The sequence below is a fragment of the Roseateles sp. YR242 genome (assembly GCF_900109745.1).
In the GTDB taxonomy this organism is placed as follows: Bacteria; Pseudomonadota; Gammaproteobacteria; order Burkholderiales; family Burkholderiaceae_C; genus Roseateles.
In genome coordinates, this window is the sequence record NZ_FOAV01000003.1 from 1 (window position 1) to 21426 (window position 21426).

The 21426-nt window shown below is 68.2% G+C and carries 14 protein-coding genes; 7 read left to right on the forward strand and 7 right to left on the reverse strand.

The features are described from left to right. Window positions 1–815 (reverse strand): hypothetical protein (locus BMY53_RS07250; RefSeq protein ID WP_218151199.1); only part of this gene is annotated, 815 nt, incomplete at its 3' end. 232 nt (window positions 816–1047) lie between these two features. On the opposite strand from BMY53_RS07250, the gene BMY53_RS07255 reads away from it, so the two are divergent. Continuing rightward, window positions 1048–1791 (forward strand): site-2 protease family protein, encoded by a 744-nt coding sequence (locus tag BMY53_RS07255; protein WP_092945199.1) that lies wholly within the window; start codon window positions 1048–1050, stop codon window positions 1789–1791. 10 nt (window positions 1792–1801) lie between these two features. Here BMY53_RS07255 and BMY53_RS07260 read toward each other — a convergent pair whose 3' ends face one another. Further along, window positions 1802–3463 (reverse strand): CYTH domain-containing protein, encoded by a 1662-nt coding sequence (locus tag BMY53_RS07260; RefSeq protein ID WP_177200777.1) that lies wholly within the window; start codon window positions 3461–3463, stop codon window positions 1802–1804. 171 nt (window positions 3464–3634) lie between these two features. On the opposite strand from BMY53_RS07260, the gene BMY53_RS07265 reads away from it, so the two are divergent. Then, a complete protein-coding gene (locus BMY53_RS07265) occupies window positions 3635–4237 on the forward strand; it encodes a DUF4124 domain-containing protein (RefSeq protein WP_092945201.1) in 603 nt (200 codons plus the stop codon). Window positions 4238–4247: 10 nt separating this feature from the next. Here the strand turns inward: BMY53_RS07265 and BMY53_RS07270 are convergent, their stop codons facing one another. The 5 genes from BMY53_RS07270 to BMY53_RS07290 all read right to left on the reverse strand — a co-directional run bounded on the left by BMY53_RS07270 (window position 4248) and on the right by BMY53_RS07290 (window position 15959). Then, entirely contained in the window at window positions 4248–6053 is a 1806-nt protein-coding gene (locus BMY53_RS07270; RefSeq protein ID WP_092945202.1) for an alkaline phosphatase D family protein, read from the reverse strand. Beyond that, entirely contained in the window at window positions 6050–10120 is a 4071-nt protein-coding gene (locus tag BMY53_RS07275) for an alpha/beta fold hydrolase (RefSeq protein ID WP_092945203.1), read from the reverse strand. Before BMY53_RS07275 ends, BMY53_RS07270 begins: the two co-directional genes overlap by 4 nt. Continuing rightward, window positions 10080–11879, reverse strand: coding sequence for an ATP-binding response regulator (locus BMY53_RS07280; RefSeq protein ID WP_092945204.1), 1800 nt, complete (start codon window positions 11877–11879; stop codon window positions 10080–10082). The genes BMY53_RS07275 and BMY53_RS07280 overlap by 41 nt, the downstream gene beginning before the upstream one ends. 161 nt (window positions 11880–12040) lie before the next feature. Beyond that, entirely contained in the window at window positions 12041–14452 is a 2412-nt protein-coding gene (locus tag BMY53_RS07285) for a two-component system response regulator (protein WP_092945205.1), read from the reverse strand. Then, complete coding sequence (locus BMY53_RS07290) at window positions 14445–15959, reverse strand: sensor histidine kinase (protein ID WP_177200778.1); 1515 nt, start codon at window positions 15957–15959, stop codon at window positions 14445–14447. Before BMY53_RS07290 ends, BMY53_RS07285 begins: the two co-directional genes overlap by 8 nt. A gap of 1098 nt (window positions 15960–17057) precedes the next feature. Between BMY53_RS07290 and BMY53_RS07295 the strand changes: the two genes are divergently transcribed. The 5 genes from BMY53_RS07295 to BMY53_RS07315 all read left to right on the forward strand — a co-directional run bounded on the left by BMY53_RS07295 (window position 17058) and on the right by BMY53_RS07315 (window position 21249). Next, complete coding sequence (locus tag BMY53_RS07295) at window positions 17058–17618, forward strand: cytochrome b (protein WP_092945210.1); 561 nt, start codon at window positions 17058–17060, stop codon at window positions 17616–17618. 207 nt (window positions 17619–17825) lie between these two features. Next, complete coding sequence (locus BMY53_RS07300) at window positions 17826–18413, forward strand: YceI family protein (RefSeq protein WP_177200804.1); 588 nt, start codon at window positions 17826–17828, stop codon at window positions 18411–18413. Window positions 18414–18547: 134 nt separating this feature from the next. Beyond that, complete coding sequence (locus BMY53_RS07305; protein ID WP_092945211.1) at window positions 18548–19117, forward strand: YceI family protein; 570 nt, start codon at window positions 18548–18550, stop codon at window positions 19115–19117. A 195-nt stretch (window positions 19118–19312) separates the two neighbouring features. Beyond that, entirely contained in the window at window positions 19313–20824 is a 1512-nt protein-coding gene (locus tag BMY53_RS07310; RefSeq protein WP_092945212.1) for a sensor histidine kinase, read from the forward strand. After that, the gene (locus tag BMY53_RS07315; protein ID WP_092945216.1) at window positions 20821–21249 is read left to right on the forward strand and encodes a hypothetical protein; all 429 of its coding nucleotides are present in this window, start codon (window positions 20821–20823) and stop codon (window positions 21247–21249) included. Before BMY53_RS07310 ends, BMY53_RS07315 begins: the two co-directional genes overlap by 4 nt. The last annotated feature ends 177 nt before the right edge of the window (window positions 21250–21426 follow it).

Consider the following 21426-nt stretch of genomic DNA (forward strand, 5'->3'; position numbering starts at 1 on the left):
ACCCCCAGCCCCGTCACCCCGACCAAACGCGTGCGATTGCGCTTGTTCTTGCTCTGGTTCTTGACCTGGAAGGTCACCGTGTAGCTCGAGTGGCCCGGGTACGCCTGGGCATATGCGTCCTCCTCTTCAGCGTTCTGGAGCAGCGCGCCAACGAACAGGCCCAGCACCCGGCCGTTTTCCAGCACCGGCTGACGCTGGGGGTGCTCATGGGGCAATCCGAACAATCCGTACTGCCCGATCAGCGCCTGCTCGTGGTCGGCCACTTCGTGCACCTGCAACTTGCGCACTTCGTAGTACGGGGCCCTGCGGTGCCCCTTGATCAGCCGATCCAACTCCACCCCAACATCGGCCTCCAGCTGTTTGCACAGCTCCATGTGATCCTGATGGGGGATGCCACAGCTCTTCATCAGGGTCCTCAGCGCCTCCCTGAGCGACTCCACCGCGTACACGGCCACCCGCCCATCCAACTCACCCGATGCGTTGGCATAGCGTCGATGCACCTTCCTCGGGTCCAGCGGATCGCGCAGCGGGAACATGTCCTCCATCTCGGGCCTCGGGTCCATCCGATGGTTGATCGTGAAGCTGGGATGAACCTCACGCGTGTAGCGCCAGACGGCAACCTCCGTCGTCAGGTCGCAATACTCGCTCACCTCCTTGAAGAAGTCAGTCCGCGCCAGGTCGCGATCCTCCTGCACCCAGCGCGGCTGACCGGCATGGGGGAACAGCGACGCCAGTGGTTTGATGTCTGGCGTTTCGGGGTTCGATGGGTCCGCGATCGGCGGCGATGGGGTCAGGAGATTGGATCGCGTTGGCATTTCGGGTGGCGCACGGATCAGCGCTGGACTGACGAACACATCAGTCGTGGATCCAACCGCCAGGTTCGTGCGTTTCCTCACAACCCAGTGCCCCTCTCCTGGGGGAAGTGCGGAACTTCCTGACGGTCGGGCAGCCTCTGATCGCTAGACTCGCGGCCTTTGGCCCTTTTGGCTGAGCCATCCTGAAGTTCTTCCGCCGCAACAAATCCGTTGCCTGACCTCATCCCCGCCCATGCGCTACGCCCTGAATCTCCTGCTGCTGATCTTCTCCGGGCTCAAGTTCGGCAAGCTCCTGATCCCCATCGGCAGCATGCTGCTGACGATGTGGGTCTACGCCATGATGTTTGGATGGCGCTATGCGGTGGGGCTCATGGCCATGCTGCTCATCCACCAGCTGGGCTACGTGCTCGCGGCCCGCTACAAGGGGATGCAGGCCGGCTGGCCCACCTTCATTCCCTTCGTGGGCGCGTTCTCGGGCATGAAGGAAGCGCCCCAGGATGCGCAGACCGAGGCGTTTGTCGGCATGGGCGGCCCGCTGTTGGGCACGGTGGGGGCCACGCTGTGTTATTTCATGGCGCGCAGCTATGAGGCCGATTGGCTGATGGCGGTGGCCTATGCCGGGCTCTTCATCAATCTGATCAGCCTGATCCCACTGGCGCCGCTGCCCGGCGGCCGCATCACGGCCGTGCTCTCACCACGGATCTGGCTGCTGGGCGTGCCGTTGCTGGGCGCGCTGTTCCTGTATCAGCCCAGCCCGATGCTGCTGCTGATCGCGATCCTGGCCCTGCCCCACCTGGTAAAGGCCTGGCGCTACCGCAATGACAGCGATGAGGCGCTGGGCTATTACGCCGTGCCAACCGCGGTGAAGTGGGAATACGGTACGTATTACCTGGCCCTGGCCGCCTATCTCGCGGTCATGACCCATGACGTGCATGAGCTGCTGACGAGCGTTCGCGAGGCCAGCGGCCACGTCTGAGGCGGCAGCCTCAGCGCTTCAACCGCTTCATTCGTCGGCCCACCCGGGCCAGCGCGGCATCGCGTAAGGGCGTGAGCCAGGCCAGGTCGAAGCCGGCCCGGGCCGCGGCATCCGCATCGCCCAGGGCCACGGCCCGCAGCAGCGAATCACGCGCGTGGGCCAGCCCGACTTCCAGGTCGTTCAGCTCACCCAGTGGCTTCTGAGCCTGCTGCACGCGGGCCAACAGCTTGTCCGTGTCCTTCGCCAGGCGCTTGGCGCGGTGCTTGCCAGGCGTTGCCCCACTGTCGCCGCCTTCGGGCGCCACCAGCCCGGCGCAGCTTTGCAACGCCAGCTTCCACCGCCGCAAGCGACGGCGCAGGTGATGACGCCCTTCCACATCCAGCTTGTCAAAGCGGCGGGCCAGATGCAGGGCCTTGTCGCCCAGCTTCTCGACCCTTGCCGCCACGGCATCAACCGGCGCGGCCACCGGCCAACCCCGTACCAGCCAGGCCACGATGGCCAGCATCCAGCCCTGCCACTGGGCATCGGCCAGCAGTGCAGCGGGTTGGCACCTCGCCGGCACCACCATCGGCACCGCCATCAAGATCTGAGGGGTATCCCCCACCGCTGGCGCCCGCGTGGCCAGCGCGGCACGCTGCCACGCGGTTTCCAGGTCCTCGCGCCAGCCTGCCTGGGCCTGGGCGTCCGCATCACGTGCCGCTGACAACAAGCGGCCCAGTTGCTGGGCTCCCTCGCCCAGACTGCGCAGGGCGACAAGGCTTTCGTCAGGAATTGTGCTGCCCTCCGTGCCCGCCATCTCAGCCGCTTCGCTGGCCAGCAGATCCACCCCCACGCGCAGCCGGCGAAGCGCCACCCGGAGTTGATGCAGATGCTCGGGTCGATGGTCGCCACTGATGATCTGCGAGGCATTGCCCAGCACGGGCTCCACCGCCGACTTCAGCAGCATGGCCAGGGCCTCCCCCTGGGTCAGCCCCATGCGCCACGGCGCCGGGTGGCTCGACATGGGCGGCGCGGTGGCTTCACCGCGGGCCAGCAGGTCGCCGCGAAGCGCCTTGGTGCGCAGCTCCAGCGTGAGGCCGAAGCGCTGCAGCGCCCACTCGCGCGCCACTTCCAGCACCGCGCGGGGTTCCCCTTGCTTGAGTTCGATTTCCAGTTCCGACACGGGCGTGCGGCGTTCGTCCGCGCCCTCGCCTGCCAGCAAGGCGCCCTGGTCCAGGGCCAGTTCCACCTCCCCAAAGGGCGTGGGCAGGGCGCGGCTCAGGCGCTGGATGTCCGTGCGGAACAAGGCCTGCAACCCCGGCCCTTCGATACGTTCGAGCAGAGCCTGGAGCGCCTGGCCGGCGGGATGGTCGCCGTGGCGGCTCAGGTCCAGCATCGGGGCGTCGCCCACCGGGGCCGTCGCGGGGGCGGTCACAGGAACGTTGTGCTCCAGCCGCGTCATGCCGTCTGGCGCGGCGCCCTTGAGGGTCTGCACCCAGGTGTCGCCCTCCAGCCGCAGGCGCAGGGCAAAACCAGCCCGGGCCAGATCGCGCGCCGGGGTGTCGAAATAGCGGGCCTGCAGCCGTTCCTGCGTAGCGGGCGCCGCCAGCGCATCGCCCTCGCCGCTCACCCACCGTTGCACGGCCGCCCATTGCGCGGCGGGGATCTGGAAGCGGAGTTCGATTTCTTTCATGGCGCCGGCAGTGTCGCATGCTCGTTTCCGGGGCCCTTGGGCCGCTCGCCGATGCGGCCCCGCAACAGATGCACCGCCCCATTGGGGGGGAAGGGTTTCCGATCCGGGGGGACACGACGGCATCCAGGAAAATAACGCCATTCACATTGGCTCACAAAATTGACAAGTTCCATGCGCGCGCGTTTCTGGATGCTGACCCTCCTGGCCTCGTTCTCGGTGTCCGCCTCTGCGGCCACCTACCGCTGCTCCAACAGCAGCGGGCAGGTGTATTACTCGGACCGTCCCTGCGCGGGTGATGCGTCGCCGTCCAACGGCAGCACGAGGATCGGCTCGGTGGGCCCGGCCGCGACGCAAGCGCCGCCATTGCGCAGCTACACGCCGTCCGTCCCCAAGCCGCCCGACCACGCCAGATACCTCACCGGCCAGTGCGCGCAAATGGAAGAGGCCGTCCGCACCGCGCCGGCACGTGGCGTGAGCAGTGAAAACCTGCGCAGCCTGCATGAGGACTACCGCAACAAGTGCGAATACGAGGTCCGCGCAGCCCAGGAGCGTGCCTACGCCGACAAACGCGAACTGGACCGCACGCGGGTGGAGCAACGGCAGGCCGCAGCCGCCCACCAGGCGGAAGAAAACCGCCAGGACAACCAATGCGCCAACATGCGCGCCGTGATCGCGGACAAGCGCGCCAACATGCCATCGCTGGACGCCCGCCAGCGCGAGCTGCTGCAGACCATGCAGGAAAACTACAACCGCAGTTGCCTGAACCGGCACTGAGGCCAGCCGCCTATCTCAGCGGCAGTCGGGCGCACGGTGCGGGCCCACCCGGCACATCCTGCACATCCGGCCCGTCCGGCGCACCCGCCGTGGCGTAGAGCGGCCGCTCGGCCCGATCGAACCAGACGTGCAGGGCGCCGTCCTTCACCGTCATCACCGCAAACCCATCGCCCGGATGGTCCTGCCAGGCACTGACCTGGCAACGCAGCCGCCGCCCCTGTGGGCCGTCAAATTCAAACACCTCCGGCGCCGCCAACTCCTCCACGGCCGTCACCGCAAACGGCCAGGGCGCATACAACGCAGAGCTGTGGATGGAGTGCAACTGCACGGTCTCGTCCGCACCGCCACCGTCCACCGGTGAGATCTCCGCGCTGATCCAGCCGGAGCGATGCTCGTCACCGGACAGGAACACCAGCCCGTTGGCACGCTGGCGCCAGATCTCACGCAACAGTTCGTGCAGGCTGTGGGGATAGCCGTCCCAGGCGTCCGACCGCAAGCAACTGGCGGCATGTTCGGCCGTGGTGCGACGGCGCGGCAAAGGCAGCGAGCCACACAGCAGGAAACGCGGCCGGCCCAGGCTGCGGCCCAGCCAGGCACTGAAGGCATCGCGCTGCGCCTGGCTCCACAGGCGGGCGCGGGACCAGTTGCCCACCCGGCGGGCCTCGCGCTCGCAGCGGGCGTCCGCCACGAAGAAGGCGCCGCCCTGCCAGTCGAAGTCGTGCCACAGGCAGCGCGGCCCGCCCACACGCAGGCCGGCTTCCCAGCGGTGATCCCAGGCGGCCTGGCGGGCCACCTCGAACCAGGGGCCTACACCCTCCACCCGGTCGGGCTCCCAGTTGTCCACGATCTCGTGGTCATCCACGCTGTGCACCACGCGCCGCACCGACGGCGGCAGGTGGCGCACCGCGCCCGACTTGAACTCGCCGAAGGCGCGCGCATAACGCTGGATGCCGCTGCGCGAGTCGGCCAGGCCGCCGCTGGCGTCGGCATAGATCTGGTCACCGGCCAGCAGCAGCAGGGAGAGGTCGCGTCCGGCGTCATGGTGGCGCGCCCAGCGGTGCAGCCGGGCCATGGATGCAAACGCCGGCGAGGCCTGGGCCGGGTCCACCTCGCAGCCCGGGCTGACGTCCAGCAGGCCCGGGGGGTACTGGCAGGCCGCCAGCGCAAAACTCAGTGGCCGGGCATCCACGGGCTGGGGGCTGGCCACGAAACCCTGCCACCACAGCTGCGGCGGCAGGTCCAGCAACTGCAGCACAGCCCCTTCGAACTGCTGCAGCAGTTCCTCCCCCTCCAGCACGTGCATGCGCCCCAGGTGAGCGCCTTCGACCGCTGAGGCACGCGGCTCCAGGTAGACCGCCAGCAGCAGCAAGCCAGGGGTTGACGCGCGTCGGGCGATGTCCTGCGCTGCCGGGTGGTCGGGACTGGCGTCTGGCGCCACGGGCGGGGCTGGGGACTGCGGGGATTGCGGCGCCGGAGGTTGCAGCGCCGGAGGTTGCAGCGCGGGGAATTGCCCCAGCGCCACCGTGGTCCGCCAGGGGTCACCAGGCTGACCGGTGCCCGGCGCGACCCAGGGTTCGAACTGCAGCGCGCCGGGCAACCGCTCATACACATCGCCACCATGCCAGGCCATGGGCACACGCAGCACCCAGCGTGGCCAGCCCAGCTCAGGCCGGAAGGCGGTGAGCAGCGGCACGCGGCCCGCCTGGGGAGCCCCCTGCTCCACGCGGTGCCAGGGCGCTTCGGCACTGATCAACAGATGGGCCATGGAAGTTCCCTTCACGGTGCGGGGCTCCGGCAGGCAGGCGAGCGTGCTCATGCCACCACCGCCGTGGGCGCCTGGGAGACCGCCCCACCGGCCGCAAGCCTTGAGGGCGGGAGGTCCGGCTCGGCCAGGAATGCCAGCACCGCCGGGAACACACGAGTCGCGATGTCCCGCCCGATGAGGCAGTCCTGATGGCCATGCCCGGCAATGATGCGGTAGCGATAACGGCCCGGTGCGGCTTGATCGTAGTAGTCCTTCAGCAGCTCGGCGCTCTCGGCACTGCACAGCCCGTTGTCCTCGCCATGCAGCGACAGCACCGGGAAGTCGTCGAGCAGCGCCAGGCTCTTGGCCAGGCTGTCCAGGTAGAGGCTGGCGCCCTGCCAGTCGGTGATCTCGTGGCAGCGGGCGAAGTGCACCGCCTGGGCCACGGTGTCCATGTTCAGCGGCCCGAAATGGTCATCGATGAAATCAAACACCGGCGTATCCACATTGGTGATGGCGAAGTCGCGGCCGTAGAGCAGGTCCATGCGGTGGCGGGTCGCCGTCCATGGGGTGCGGCGGATGCGGGGCGGCGGGGGGTTCTCGATGTCGAACTCGGCGTCCGGATACGGCAGGCTGGACAGCAGCCGGTCCATCACCTGGTCCAACAGCGTGGGCAGACCCTCGGGGCGGAAGGAGAAGTCCTGCAAGGGCAGGTAGGGCCGCAGATGCTGCATCAGCACCCCGCGCAGGCTGTTGGTGGGCGACATGACCATCAGGGGCGTCACCTGCGAGATCACCAGTTTGCTGATGCGTGATGCGAGTCGCCGCCGCAGCGGGAAGAAGTGCTCCCAGGGCTGCTCGCGCTCTTCCAGCAAGGCCATGTGCAGCATCACCGAGCCCATGCAGTGGGCAAAGACACAGAGCTTCTCCCGGCCGGTCTCGCGCAGCACGCGGTCAATGGCCAGCGGGATGTCGTTGAATGCGGATTCCTCGAAGGTCCACGGCAGCTTGGCTGTGGCCATGCCGGCGCTGGTGCGCATGTCCACGATCCACACGTCGTAGCCAGCATCCCACAGGATCTTCGCGGGCCCCGGCTGCACGGAGTGATGGGCGAAGGTGGTCCCACTGGCGCTGTAGCCGTGCAGCATCAGCACCGGCATGCCGCCGGGCCGGGCGTAGCGGGTCAGCCGCACCAGCACGGGCCGGTCGTCGTCCGGACCCGGGCGTTGCTTGAGGTCTTCGCGCTGGCGGCCGGCATCGCCCCAGCGGCCCGCCGCCATCTCCAGGATGGTGGGCGTGGGAAGGTCCGGCACGGCGCCGGGCAGGCGATCGATGCGGCGCGGTGGCGCCACATCGGGCTTGCGGAAGGTCCAGGCATGCAGGCCAATGGTCATGCGCGCCACGTAGGCCATCAACGCGCCCACATCGCGGATGGCGCTGGGGGCGTCCTGGGCCTGGCGGATGCGCAGCAGCGGCATGCGTTCGCGGGCCAGGTAGTGCAGGTCGAGTTCCAGCACGATGGCGGGTTGGCCGGGCGCGGGCAACAGCCCGGCCGCCGGCGCCAGGGTCAGCCGGCTCAGCTGCGTCCACGGGTTGCCGCGCCGTGTGTAGCTGATGCGCTTGTGGCCGGTGAGACGCACGCCGGCCAGGCGCGCCGCCCAGTCGGGCAGCGGCAGGTCCGGGGCCACGCGCAGGTCATAACGCATCAGGCGCACCTCGCCGGCATGGCCGGACAGATGCCAGGCGTTGACCACCCGCGCCCACAACCCGGCCTTGGGCTCGCCCGGGCGCCTGGGGGCGCTGCGGCTGGAGAGCCAGTCCAGCGCGCCTTGCACGGCGTCCCGGTAGCCCCGGTTCATGAACCAGGCGGCCAGGCCCCGCGCATGGCGGCGCAGCGCGCTGGAGGCCTCGCGCTGGAAGGGCGTCAGCGTGCCTGCAGCCAGGGGGATGGAGAGGACGGCCGCCCGCTCGCCGCGCTCCTTGTGCCACCAGAGGCGGCCGTCGCCTGGGCCCGGGCCCATCACCTCGAAATGGCCGGGTGAGGTTTCACGGGCCTCGTAAAGGCGCAGGAAACTGCCGGGGGCGGCGTCCAGCTGGCGTTGCGGGCCAGGCCGCAGCAGGTCGGCGAGGCCCTTGGGCTGATAGACAAAGCCCAGTTCCAGGTATTTGACCGCTGAGCCGGGCGCGCCGGGCCAGCGCACAAAACCACCCAGGCGCTCGCGCACCTCGACGGTGGTGGGCGTCTCCGCCCGGGGTGCCGTCACCGTGCGGAACTGGGGACGCGGGGCCTCCTGTCGCTGCGGGCCGGTGCCCGCGTCCAGGCCCCACAGGGCGCTCAGGCGGCCCAGGGCGCGCAAGGCCAGCGCGGTGATGGTGAGTGCGGGATTGATGGCGAGCGAACCCGGCACGATGGCACCGTCCAGCACCACCAGGTCCTCGTAGACGCTGGTGCCTTCGGCGCGGAAGACCTGGCCGAGGTCGTTCACGACGCCGTCGCTGCCGCGATCCCCCATGGCGCAGCCGCCCAGCGGGTGAACGCTGATCATGGGGCCGCGCGCATCGTTGACCAGGAAGGCCATTTCCGGCGGCAGCAGTTGCCACATCGGATTGCGCAGCAGCCGGGCCTGCTCATGCTGCAGGCGGCGTTCGATCCAGGCGTGCCGCCGGGCAATGTCGGGTTCCGACTTCAGGCCCGGCCAGCACACGCCCAGCACACCCGGTTCCTCGCTGTCCTCGGGCAGCACCAGGGTGCCGGTGCCGCTGTCCTTGCCGATGATGGCCAGGGGCAGGTAACGCTCGGTCACGGCGGGGCGCACCGCAAAAGGGTCATCGAACTCCGCACGCTCCTCATGAGGGCCAGGATTTGCGCGACCCAGCGCATCCAGGGTGGCCGCAAAGGCAAAGCTCTCTTCGAAGAGCGGCCGCAGTGCGCCGGGCACGGCCAAGTCCTCCACCACGAAGTCCGGCCCCCCCTGGAGCACGCCGGTGATGGTGGGGCCGACCTGCCGCATGGCAAACGGCTGCTGCTCGTCGGCCACGGCCTGCACCGGCTCACGCCAGCCCTGCCCCACCGCAATCACGTCGCCGTTGCCGGAAAAGCGCTGGCCCAGCAGGCGGGACACCGCCAGCCCGCGGCGGCGCGAGCGCATCAGGATCTCGGTGGAACCCAGGGTGCCAGCGGCCAGCACCACGCGCCGGGCCCGCACCACGAAGGGCTCGGCCTGCCGGCGGCGCAGCAGCTCGTCGGTGTGCTGCACCAACACCATCCAGCCGCCGCCGGGCTGGTGCTCCAGGTGTTCCACGCTGGCGCCGCACACCAATTCGGCACCAGCGCGCCAGGCCTGCAGCAGCAGGCCGGTGTCCAGGGACTGTTTGGCCTCGTGGTTGCAGCCCGTGGCGCAATCACCGCAGGCCACGCAGGCACGATGCTTCCAGCCCGCCGCACCGCGCGGCAGGTCGTCCATCGCCACCTGGATGCGGGCCGGCCGGGTGGCCTCGCCGCCCAGCACCTGCAGCGCCTCCAGCCGGCGGGCCCGGTGGCCGCGCAAGCGGTAGATGGTGTTGTCTCCACCGGCATCCCGCACCCCCAGCAGCCGCTCCGCGCGATCGAACCAGGGGGAAAGGTCTTCCTCCAGGAAGGGCGCCGGCCAGCCCGGTTCGCGAAAACGGTCAGGGTCCGGGCGTTCCATCACACCGGCATTGATCAGTGAGCCCCCGCCCAGGCCATTGGCCAGGGCCACACAGACATCCGGGCCCAGGCGCAAGTCGAACAGGCCTTCGCGTCGGCCCGTGGGCGCATCGGCGCCGGTCGTGGCCAGGCGCACGTGTCCGGCCAGGTCCGCAAAGCGGCTGGGAAAGGCGCCCGGCAGGTATTCACGCCCACGCTCGAGAACGGCCACGCGCAGCGGACGGCCCTGCGCATCGCGCCGGCCCGCCAGCGCATGCGCGCTGGCGGCACCGCCGTAGCCACTGCCCACGATGAGCACGTCCACGCAGGGGCTGTCTGCCTCGTCGCCCGCACTGATCCAGTCCTCCAGCGGACGGGACAACCAGCGGGTACCGAACGGCCGCGCGTCGGGCGGCTGGGAACGACGATTCTCAGACGGGGCTGGCGGCGCCTCCCCGGACAATGTGGCCATCTCCTACCTCCCTGCGCTGCTCGGCCAGGGCGGCCTGCATCGCGTTGATCAATTGCTCTTCACTGACAGGCTTGTGCAGCAGGGTCAGCCCGGCTTCATGGGCCTCGCGCAGCCGTTCCGGGGCGGTGTCCCCGCTCACCAGCAGCGCCGGCAGGCCAGGGAACGCGCTGCGCAAGGAACGCACGGCAGAAATTCCGTCTTCCCCGCCACGCAGGCGGAAATCGGTCAGCAGCAGGTCGGGCTGCTGGCCCATGCTCTTGAGCAGGCCCTCGCGGGTGGTGCCGGCCACCAGCACCTGGCAGCCATGCGCTTTGAGCAGGGCGTCCATGGCCACCCGCACCGGCTCCTCATCGTCAATCACCAGCACGCGGATCGGCGGCAGCGAGCCACTGCGTCGGGCGGACTGGTCCGGCTGGATCTCGCTGAGTTCCGCCGCCGTCACGTTCAGCGTGAAGCTGGAGCCGTGGCCCGGCACCGAACGCAGCGCCAGGTGCAGGTCCAGCAGGTCCACCAGGCGGTTGACGATGGACAGGCCCAGGCCCAGACCCTTGGCGCGGTCCCGCTCCGGGTTGCCGACCTGGTAGAACTCTTCAAAGATGCTGGACTGCTCATGCTCGGGAATGCCCATGCCGGTGTCGCGCACGGCCAGCCGCCACAAGCCCTCGTCCTGACCGCGAGTGACCTCTACCGACACCTCGCCACGCTGGGTGTACTTGATGGCGTTGTCGATCAGGTTGCGCACCACCCGTTCCAGCAGCACCGGGTCACTTTCCACGCAGGCATCCGGCGGGCAATCCAGGCGCAGCACCAGGTGCTTGCGCTGCGCCGACGGCTGAAACTCCCGCTGCAGGCGTGACAGCCAGGGCTGCAGGGCAAAGACCTGGTTGTTGACCGGCACCACCTGCGCATCCAGCTTGGAGATGTCCAACAAGGCATCCATCTGGGAGGAGAGCGACTGCAGCGCCAGGTTCATCTGGGTGACGATGACACGGCCCTCGTCGTCCAGCGGGCGCTTGTCCAGTGCGGCGCCAAACAGCGACAGCGTGTGCATGGGCTGGCGCAGGTCATGGCTGGCGGACGCCAGGAAGCGGGTCTTGGCCGCCATGGCGGATTCCGCCTGGGACAGGGCCTGGCGCAACTGCTGGTTGCTTTTGACCTGCTGCTGGCGGATGAGCACGGATTCGGCAAAGACACGGTAGGTGTCCCGCGCCAGGCTGACCAGGATCAGCCCATAAAAGATGATCAGCGCGGCCAGCAGAATGTCCAGCCAGCGTTCGTCGCCCGAGCTGCGGCCCAGGCCCCAGGCCAGGGCGTTGGCCAGCGTCACCGGCCAGAGGAAGGCCTGGAACACCACCCGGTGACCAGCGGTGGTGGCCACCGCCCCCGCGCACAGGCCCAGCAGCACGATGGTCTGCACCATCCGCTGGAAGTCGGTCAGCCACGGGGCTGCGCCCAGCGAGATGCTGAAGATCGTGCCGTTGAGCAGGCTCAGGCCCACCGCCCAGTTCAGCCGGTGCTGCAATGGGTCGTCATGCAGGTCCGGCAGCCGCCCCAGCATCCACCAGCGCAGCGCCAGCACGGCATACACCGCCGCCAGCCAGCCGAAGGCCAGCCCGGCGGGCACCACCGACGTGCTCATCAAGGCCATCGCCAGCGCCGCCAGCCCGACCGGATAAGGCACCCGTCGGCCCTGCTTCGCGATCAGCCGCAGCAGTTCCAGATCGACGCTGGACTGCGCGGCGCTACGCTCGGCCGGCATGGCAGATTTGGGCAGTACCTGGCCACTGCCTCATAAGGAATTTCATACCGACTGCAAGTTTTGGTAATGCTTGTATAGGGCGGGCAATATATCGTGACCCTGCGAACGGCCCAAGGACATTCCCGACCTTCCCACAACAGGAAGGTGTTGCACGCCACAGGTCAGCGCGACAGGAGCATGGCCAGCGCATCCGCCGGTATGGGTTTGTGGAACAGGTAGCCCTGCGCATCCATCTCCGCCAGGGAGAGCAGCCACTCCTGCTGCCCCAGGGTTTCCACCCCCTCTGCGGTGATGCTGAGGTTCAAGCCGCTGGCCAGGGCCACGATGCTGCGCACCACGGCATGGGCCGACCCTTCCTGGGCCAGGGCATTGATGAAGCTGCGGTCGATCTTGAGGCGGTCCATGGGCAGCGCCGTCAGCTGCGCCAGCGACGAGAAACCGGTGCCAAAGTCGTCCAGCGCCAGGCGCACGCCCAGCTGGCGCAGCCTGAGCAGGGCCAGTTCCGTGGTGGCGGCCTGGGCAATCAGGGATTCGGTCAGCTCCAGCTCCAGCAGGTGGGCCGGGAAGCCATGCCGCATCAGGGTCTGGGCGACCAGGGCCGGCACGTCGTCCTGCTCGAACTGGCGCACCGAGACGTTCACCGCCACGCGCAGGTCCACCAGGCCCTGGCCGCGCCAGGCCGCTGCCTGGGCCACGGCCTCGTCCAGCACCCACGCGCCAATCCGGGTGATGAGGCCCATGTCTTCGGCCACCGGAATGAACCGCGAGGGCGGCACGTCGCCCAATTCGGGGTGGCGCCAGCGCAGCAGTACCTCGGCGCCCACGATGTCGGCCGTGCGCAGGTCCACGACCGGCTGCCAGGCCAGACGGAACTGGCCCAGCTCCAGCGCCACGCGCAGGCCCTGCTCCAGCTGGAGGCGATGGCTGGCAACATCGGCCATGGCCGACTCGAACAGCACCGAGCGGCAACGGCCGCGGGCTTTGGCCTGGTACATGGCCGCATCGGCGGCGCGCAACAGCGTCTGCGGGCTGTCCACCTGCGAGGGGTACAGGGCCACGCCAATGCTGGCGGTCATCAGGACGGACTGCACCTGCGGCGGCGAGCTGTCCGGAACTTCCAGCATCAGCGGCTGGGCCACCGCCGCCAGCAGCTTGTGCGTCACATGCAGGGCCGCTTCGTCATGGTCCACATGCTGCAGAAGCATCACGAACTCGTCGCCGCCCAGCCGGACCGCCACGTCGTCCTTGCGGAGCAAAGCGCGAATGCGGGTGGCCACCTGCTTGAGCAGGGCATCGCCGGCATCGTGGCCCAGCGTGTCGTTGATGGTCTTGAAGCCGTCCAGGTCCATGAAGACCAGGGCCATCGGGCCAGTCACCGTCTGCAGCGCCTGCTGCAGCAGCACCCGATTGCCCAGGCCCGTCAAGGCATCGTGCAGGGCCTGGTGGCGCAGCGCATGCTGCGCCTGGCGGATCTCGCTGATGTCGGCAAAGCTCAGCACATGGTGGCTGGCCTGGCCGTCGTCATTGAGCACGGCGGCAAAGTGCTGCAGTGCGGGGAAGCTGCTGCCGTCGCGCCGCCGGCAGGTGACTTCACCGTGCCAGTGGTGGGCCTCGGGGTCGCGGGTCGGGTCGCCCTGGCGCCGCGCGAAGAGGAATTCCTCCGGCCGGTGGCCGATCACATCCAGCGCCACCCAGCCGGTGAGCTGGGCGAAGGCACTGTTGCAGCTCAGCACACGCTGCTCGCCATCCAGGAAGAGGATGGCCTCGTCGGTGGCGTCGAAGGCCACGGCCGCCTGGCGCAGGTGGTTCTCGCGCTCCACGCGCTCGCTCACATCGCGCACCATGCCGATGATCACGCCCTCCGGCTCGAAGTGACGGGCATGGATCTCCAGCCAGCGGCTGGGCTCGCCGTCCGCCTGCCAGGCGCAGGTGAGGTCCATCGGGGTGCCCAACTGCACCAGGGTCTGCAGGGCGTCCTGGCCGCGCGGCTCCAGGCCGTCGCTGAGTTCGACCAGGCTCTGGGCCTGGGTCAGCGAACGCAATTCCGGCACGGCTTCCTGCCCGACCCAGCGCAGGCGATGACCGGACGGGCTGGTGTCGAGCTCCAGGACCGCCAGCCGGGCGGATTCCAGGGCCAGGCGCAGCCGCCGTTCAGCCACCTCGGTCTTGCGCTCCTCGGCACGGCGCACCATGGCCATGCGCACGGTGGCATTGAGCTCGCGCAGCTCAAAGGGCTTGAGCAGATAGCCGTAGGGGGCCGCCTCCGCCGCCCGCTGCAGGGTCTCAGGCTCCCCATAGGCGCTCAGGAAGATCACCGGCACGGCCAGCAGTTCCCGCAACTTGCGCGCGGCGCTGATACCGTCGCTGCCACGATCCAGGTGGATGTCCATCAGCACCAGATCCGGCTCGGTATGGCGGGCCAGCCGCAGGGCCTCCGGTTCGTCCGAGGCGATGCCCACCACCTCGTACCCGAGCTGCTCCAGGCCGGTGCGCAGGTCCAGCGCCACGATGCGCTCGTCCTCCACGATCTGGATGCGCACCGGTCGATCGGTGACAACGGCCGGTTCATCCATGCGCCTCTCCCAGGCTGTCGCGGTTCCAGGTCAGGCCGGCCCTTGTGCCGGACTCGCCATTGATCGAAAAGACGGCGCCACACTGCTCCGCCAGCAGCGGAAGCAACTGGAAGCCCAGGCTGCGCGCGCTGGCGGGCTCAAACCCCACAGGCAACCCGACACCGTCATCGGCCACCTCCAGCCAGGGGCGCTCGCCCTGGGGCGTGGTGTCGGCACCATCGAGCAGGCCTTCGGTCCTGCCGCCCAGGCGCACGCTGATCTGGCCCGGCCGGCCATTGGGAAACGCATGCTTGATGGCGTTGGTCACCAGTTCCGTCACCACCAGGCCGCAGGGGATCGCATGCGGCAGGTCCATGCGCCAGGGCGTGTCCACCGGCGCCTCCACGGACAGCTGGATCTGCTGGCTGGCGCCCAGGAAGGTCTCGCGCAGCAGGTGCACCAGCCGCCGCAGGTAGGGGCCCATGTCCAGGGCACTGAAGTCGGCCCGCTCGTAGAGCAGCTGATGCATCAGCGCCATGGAATGCACGCGGCTCTGGCTGTCGCGCAGGGCTTCGCGCACCCGCTCGTCGGCATGGCGGGCCTGCAGATTGAGCAGGCTGGAGATGACCTGCAGGTTGTTCTTGACGCGGTGATGCACCTCGTTGAGCAAGGCCGTTTTTTCTTCCAGCGCCCGCTCGATCTGACTTTGGGCGGCGCGCCGCTCGGTCACGTCGCTGATGGTGGCCAGCACCTGCTGTCCTTCGGAGTCCGGCATCGGGTTGAGGCCGATCTCCACCGCAAATTCACTGCCGTCACGGCGCAGGGCATAGAGCTCCTGGCGTTTGGCCATGTAGCGCAGCGCGGGCTGGCGCATGAAGGACTGGAGGTGCTCGCGATGCGCGCCACGCTGGCGCTGCGGTACCAGTTCGTGCACCGGCAGGCCGGCCAGCTGGTCCTGCGTGTAGCCAAACATGCGCGCCATGCTTTCGTTGGCCAGCGCAATGCGGCCATCCGCATCGATCAGCCCCATGCCGATCGTGGCGCCTTCGAAAGCCCGGCGGAAACGGTCTTCGCTGCGCGCCAGGGCCCGCTCGCTGGCGCGCCGGTCGCTGATGTCGATGCCGGAGGCAATGAGATGGGTCACCGCGCCCTGGTCATTGAGCAGCGGGGCCAGCATGAAGTCGATGTCCATGCGGCTGTCCCCGGCCATCCGGACGACCACGTCACGCCGCACCGTTTCTCCACGGGCCACCCGTGCGGCGGCTTGTTCCAGCCAATCGACCAGCAGCGGGTCATGGTTCCACCAGGCGGTATGCCAGAGCGGGCGGCCAATGACCTCGTCCTTGGTGAGACCGCCCGCTTCCAGGGGCGCGCGATTGGCTTCCAGCACGCGACCGTCCGGCAGCAACACGCCGACAAACACAAACAGGTTGTCCAGAACCCGACGCAGGCGCCTGGCGCTCTCCCGCTCGTCCGCGTCACCCGCGAACGAAGCGCTTGGGACCGCCGGACTTGCATCGTCAGACATCGGACTCCCTTCTTGGCCAACACGGACGCCGACCGGCGGACCCGCCATCATGGTCGGGTTGACGAGACGCTGGAACTGCTGCGAGGACTGTTGCCAGGACTGAATGAACCTCTGCATAAACACCTCGGCTCGCGCGAGTTTTGCAGGGCTTCCTGAAGCGATGTCTGGCGAAGGAACGACTGAATAGACTGACTATTGCGAACTGGCTGGGACCCCGCCGTTGAGCATCCCCACCAACGGCCGATAAATCGATTCACTGGTTGACAGTGCCATTCACTGGCGCCATGCATGGGGGTGAATCACAGGCGCGCAAGCCATGCTGGAGGCTTTATATCGCGCTCCCTGCTCAACTGTCACCGTCTGGATCGACGACAACACCATTCACCGCAGCTTTTGAAGGCTTTGACACCTGCTCAAGGGGCATCTCCCGATGCGCCGACGAAGCTATGAAGCCATGAAGCCTTGATGTCTTGGTGCGGATAAAACTATGCCGACCCCCTCGGCCCTGATGGGCTCCGGCAGGTCGGCATAGCACTCCTCCCCTTGATCACGACGCTGAGGTCCAGGCAGCGTGCGATCGGGAGTCAGTATGCGCAGCCAATGTGGCTGGGGCCATCCCCCTCAAGAGGGAGATGCGAGCAGCGGCGCCAAAGCGCATCGTCTGAGGGGCCTCTGCATAAGTCCCGCGAGCCGACGTGCAGCGCTCCCCTCAAGCGGGATCATGCGGGGTCATGCGGGGTCATGCGGGTTGGGGCGGGATCACGCTGGGACATGCCGGGACAGGCGGGGTCAGGCAGTGCCTGGCGTGCAGCCGGCCTGTCGCCGCCCCGCTGGTTTCATACGCTGCACGATGGGCGGGACAGCGCTATTCTCTGCGCCTGCTCCCGGCGCACGCGCTGGGCGCATGGGCTCCCCGTCATGAAGGCACCGTGAAGTCACCGGCATCCTGCCATTCAAATCCACTGAACAATGGCCTCAGTTCCGATGAATCGAGGAACGGCCCCCCGGACTGAAACTCCTGACCATGCACTCAGGGGCTCGGTCAATGTCCATCCACCGGCATCCGCCTTCCCCTCGCACCGAATCCTAGCCATCGCCATGAATACCGCCCGCCATTCCTTCCAAACCGCCAAGGTCCGCTACGACGGCTTTGCCATGCTGCTGCACTGGGTGCTGGCGCTGGCCATCATCGGGGCCTTCGGCATGGGCCTGTACATGACCGGCCTGTCGATCTCCCCCACCCGGCTCAAGCTGTACAACTGGCACAAGTGGGCCGGTGTGACCATCCTGGCCCTCTCGGCCGTGCGGCTGCTGTGGCGCCTGGCCCATCGCCCGCCGGCTGACCTGCCAATGCCGGCCTGGCAAGCCCGTGCGGCCCACCTGGTGCACGGCCTCCTGTATGCCGCCTTCTTTGCCGTTCCGCTCAGTGGCTGGGCCTACAGCTCGGCTGCCGGTTTCCCGGTGGTGTGGTTTGGCGTGCTGCCACTGCCCAACCTGGTGGCACCGGACAAGGCGCTGGCCGCCACCTTCAAGCTGGCCCATGAATGGTTGGCCTACGGGCTGGCCGCCCTGGTGCTTGCCCACCTGGGCGCCGTGGTCAAGCACGTGGTGCTGGAACGTGATGGCCTGCTGAGCCGCATGCTCCCGGGCCGCGGTTGAAGAACCCGCACCGATGCCCACCTGACGTCTCTCCAGCGCGAAGCCCGGCCCCGCCCCCTTCGACTGCGCACAACAACCCGAAAACGAAAGAGGTTTCCCATGAATGCTCGACTGACCCAGGGTCTGCCCACACGTCTGGCCACGGCCCTGTCCATCACCGCCTTGTCGGTGGCCAGCGCGGCCCTGATGCTCTCGGCATCGCCCGTCATGGCGCAGACCAAGCCCGCCGCGAAGGTGGCCGCCAATGCTGCCGCGCCAGCACCCGCCACGGCCACCACCACGGCTGCGCCCACGGCGGCCAAGCTGGTCCCCACCGGCAGCGACATCACCTTCACCTTCAAGCAGATGGGTGTGCCGGTGGACGGCCACTTCAAGCGCTTTGATGCTCAACTGGCCTTCGACCCGAAGAAGCCCGAGACCGGCAAGGTCTCCCTGTCCATCGACCTCTCCGCCGCCACGCTGGGTGACCCCGCCTTCGACGCCGAGCTGGTCAAGCCGGAATGGTTCAATACCCAGAAGGTGCCGCAGGCCACCTTCCAGTCCACCTCGATCAAGGCCCTGGGCGGCGGCAAGTTCGAAGCGGCCGGCAAGCTCAACATCAAGGGCCAGGTCCGTGATGTCGTCGTCCCGGTGACGCTGGCGCAGGCCGGTGGCACCACCACCGCCACCGGCGTGGTGGCCATCAAGCGCCTGGACTACAACATCGGCGACGGCGAATGGAAAGACACCTCCATGGTGGCCAACGACGTGCAGGTCAAGTTCAAGCTGGCCTTCACCGGCGTGTCGCCACTTTGAGCTTTCTTTAGGCGCCTTTGAAGCACTTTGACGCACCTTTGAAGCGCCTTTGAAGTGCATTTAACCCGCGCTCATCACCCTCATTCCCCGCTTCCCCCCTTCCCTCACCACCAACCGTTCAAACACTACCCATCATGAAAAAAGCACTGATCCTCGCCTCCCTGCTGGCCCTGGGCGCCGCCGCTCACGCGGAGACCGCCACCTACGCCATCGACCCGACCCACACCTACGCCACCTTCGAGATCCTGCACTTCGGCACGTCCACCAACCGCGCCCGCTTCGAGAAGAAGGAAGGCACGGTGCAGTTCGACCGCGCAGCCAAGACCGGCAAGGTGGAGATCAACTTCGACATGTCCGGCATCAGCAGCGGTTCCACGGCCTTCGACAAGCATCTGTCGAGCAAGGACTTCTTTGACGTGGCCACCTTCCCCACTGCCAAGTTCGTGGGCGACAAGTTCTCGTTCTCCGGCGACAAGGTCACCACCGTGGCCGGCGAACTGACCCTGAAGGGCAAGACCGCCCCCGTGACGCTGAAGGCCAACAACTTCAACTGCTACCAGAGCCCGATGCTCAAGCGTGAAGTCTGCGGCGGCGACTTCGAAACCGTGATCGACCGCACGCAATGGGGCGTGGATTACGGCCTGGCCTACGGCTTCTCCAAGGACGTGAAGATCATCATCCAGGTGGAAGCCGTCAAGCAGTAAGACGGCAGACGCGCCGGGTCGCTTCAGGCCTGGCCCCTCCCGACGCCCCGGCAGCCCCGGGGCGTTTGTCATTCCGGCGGGCCCGCTCCGTCGCCGATCCCTGCAGTTCATGCCGTTGGCATCACCGTGTGTCGCCGCCTGGGGGGCCGGCCCCGGTGAGTTGCGTACAGTGCGAGGCATCAGACAGGTCCACCCATGAACGCCCCGACGCCCGCCTCTCCCACGCTCACCCAACGGTGGCAACACTTTTCCCGGAACGCCGAACAGGGTTTCCACGCCTACGCGAGCTGGCTGGTCTCCATCACCTGGAAGCGTTTTGTGGTGTTGTCGGTGCTGCTGATCATCGGCGCCAACATCCTGCAGGACCTGCCGCCGTTCTCCTTCAGCTGGCGTGTGGAGGAAACGTCGGACGACGACAGCGCGCGCCGCTCGGCCAAACCCGCCAAACCGCCCAAACCCGCCAAGCCAACCAAGAGCTCGACATCGGAGGAGGCCGCCGCACCGGCCCACCCGGCTGAACCCGCGAGTGCCAGCAGCAGCCATGCCGGGCACCCGGAAGAAGCCAAGGGCGAAGAGGGGCTTCGCTACGAAATCCAGATCGACGGCCGCGGCGTACGCATCGTGCCGCGCAGCAGTGCCCCCGCCTCCGGCGCCTCGGCGGCGTCTGACAGTAGCGGCAGCGAACGCTCGGACCTGCCGTCCGTGGACATCCGCATCCCCAACGAGAAGCAGCGAGAGGCCGTCCGCGAAGCGGTGGAAGACGCCCGCCGGGCCCTGCAGGAGGCCGCCGAGGATGCCCGGCAGGCCCAGTCCGAAGCCGAGGATGCGCGCCGGGAACTGGAGCAGGCCAAGGAACAGGCCGAGGAAGAGGCCCGGGACGCCGCCAGGGAAGACAGCGGCCGCAAACGCCGTTACCGCGTGGTGCACCTGGGGGACTTCCTGGACAAGCTGGCGGTCATCATCGTGCTGGCTTCCGCCCTCCTCAAGGCCACCTACAAGGGCCGCATCCAGGCGGAGGCCAAGGCCGCCCAGGCCACCGAGACGGCGGAAGCCGAATCCCTGCGCCGCCAGGTGGTGGAGGCCCGCATGGCCGCCATGCAGGCCCAGGTGGAGCCCCATTTCCTGTTCAACACGCTGGCCTCGATCGACCACCTGATCGAGACCGACCCGCCGCGCGCCTCGCAGATGCAGCGCAACCTGATCGCGCTGCTGCGCGCCTCCATGCCCACCATGCGGGAAGCCAACGCCAACGGCGGGGTGCGGGAGCTGGCCCGTGAGATGGCGGTGATCCGCCCCTACCTGGACATCCTGCAGATGCGCATGGAAGAGCGGCTGCAGCCGGAGATCAACGTGCCGGACGGCCTGCTGTCCGCCGAGTTCCCGCCCATGATGATCCAGGGCCTGGTGGAGAACGCCATCAAGCACGGGCTGGAGCCCAAGGCCGAGGGCGGCAGCCTGAAGATCAAGGCCGAGGTGGTGCACGGCAAGCTGTCCGTCACCGTGGCCGACACCGGCCTGGGCTTCGGACGTGCCGCCACCGCCGGCACCGGCGTGGGCCTGGCCAATATCCGCGAGCGGCTCTCGCTGCTGTACGGCAAGGCCGCCAGCGTCACGGTGGCGGAGAACCAGCCCAGCGGCACCGTGGTCACCATCACCGTCCCCTACCGGACCGCCAGTACCCATCAGGAACAAGGAGTGCACGCATGAAGACGATTTTCAAGACCCTGCTGGTCCTCGGACTGGTGATGGTGCTGGCTTCGATGGCGCTGGGGGTGCTGGCCATCGGCTTCCTGAGCGATGCACCCGGCGTGCACATCAGCATCAACGGGGAAGACTGGAGCAGCACCGGCTTCAGCATGGGCGACGCCTTTGGCGCCTTCCTGGGCATCTCCATCGCCGCGGTGGTGCTGTGCGTGGTGGTGCCCCTGGTGCTGCTGCTGGGCCTGGGCCTGCCGCTGTTGATCCTGGGCGGGCTGCTGGCGCTGGGCATCGCTGCCGTGCTGGGCGTGGGGGCCGTGCTCGGTTCACCGCTGCTGCTGGTGGTGCTGATCGTCTGGCTGCTGGTGCGGGACAAGTCGCGCGGCCGCACCATGCACCGCACGCCACCGGCACCGCCCGCGCCGTCGGTCTGAGCGCAGCGCCGGCATGACCGGGGATGGGCTCGGGTCGCCGCCGGCCTGCCGCAGGCAATGCCCAGGCATGCGCCAGCAGCGACCCGGAAGTGTCCCGGAGGTGCCCTGAAAGTGCCCAGTACTGGCCCAGTACTGCCCCGGTAGTGCCCCGCTGTTGCCCCTTCATCCGCTGACCTA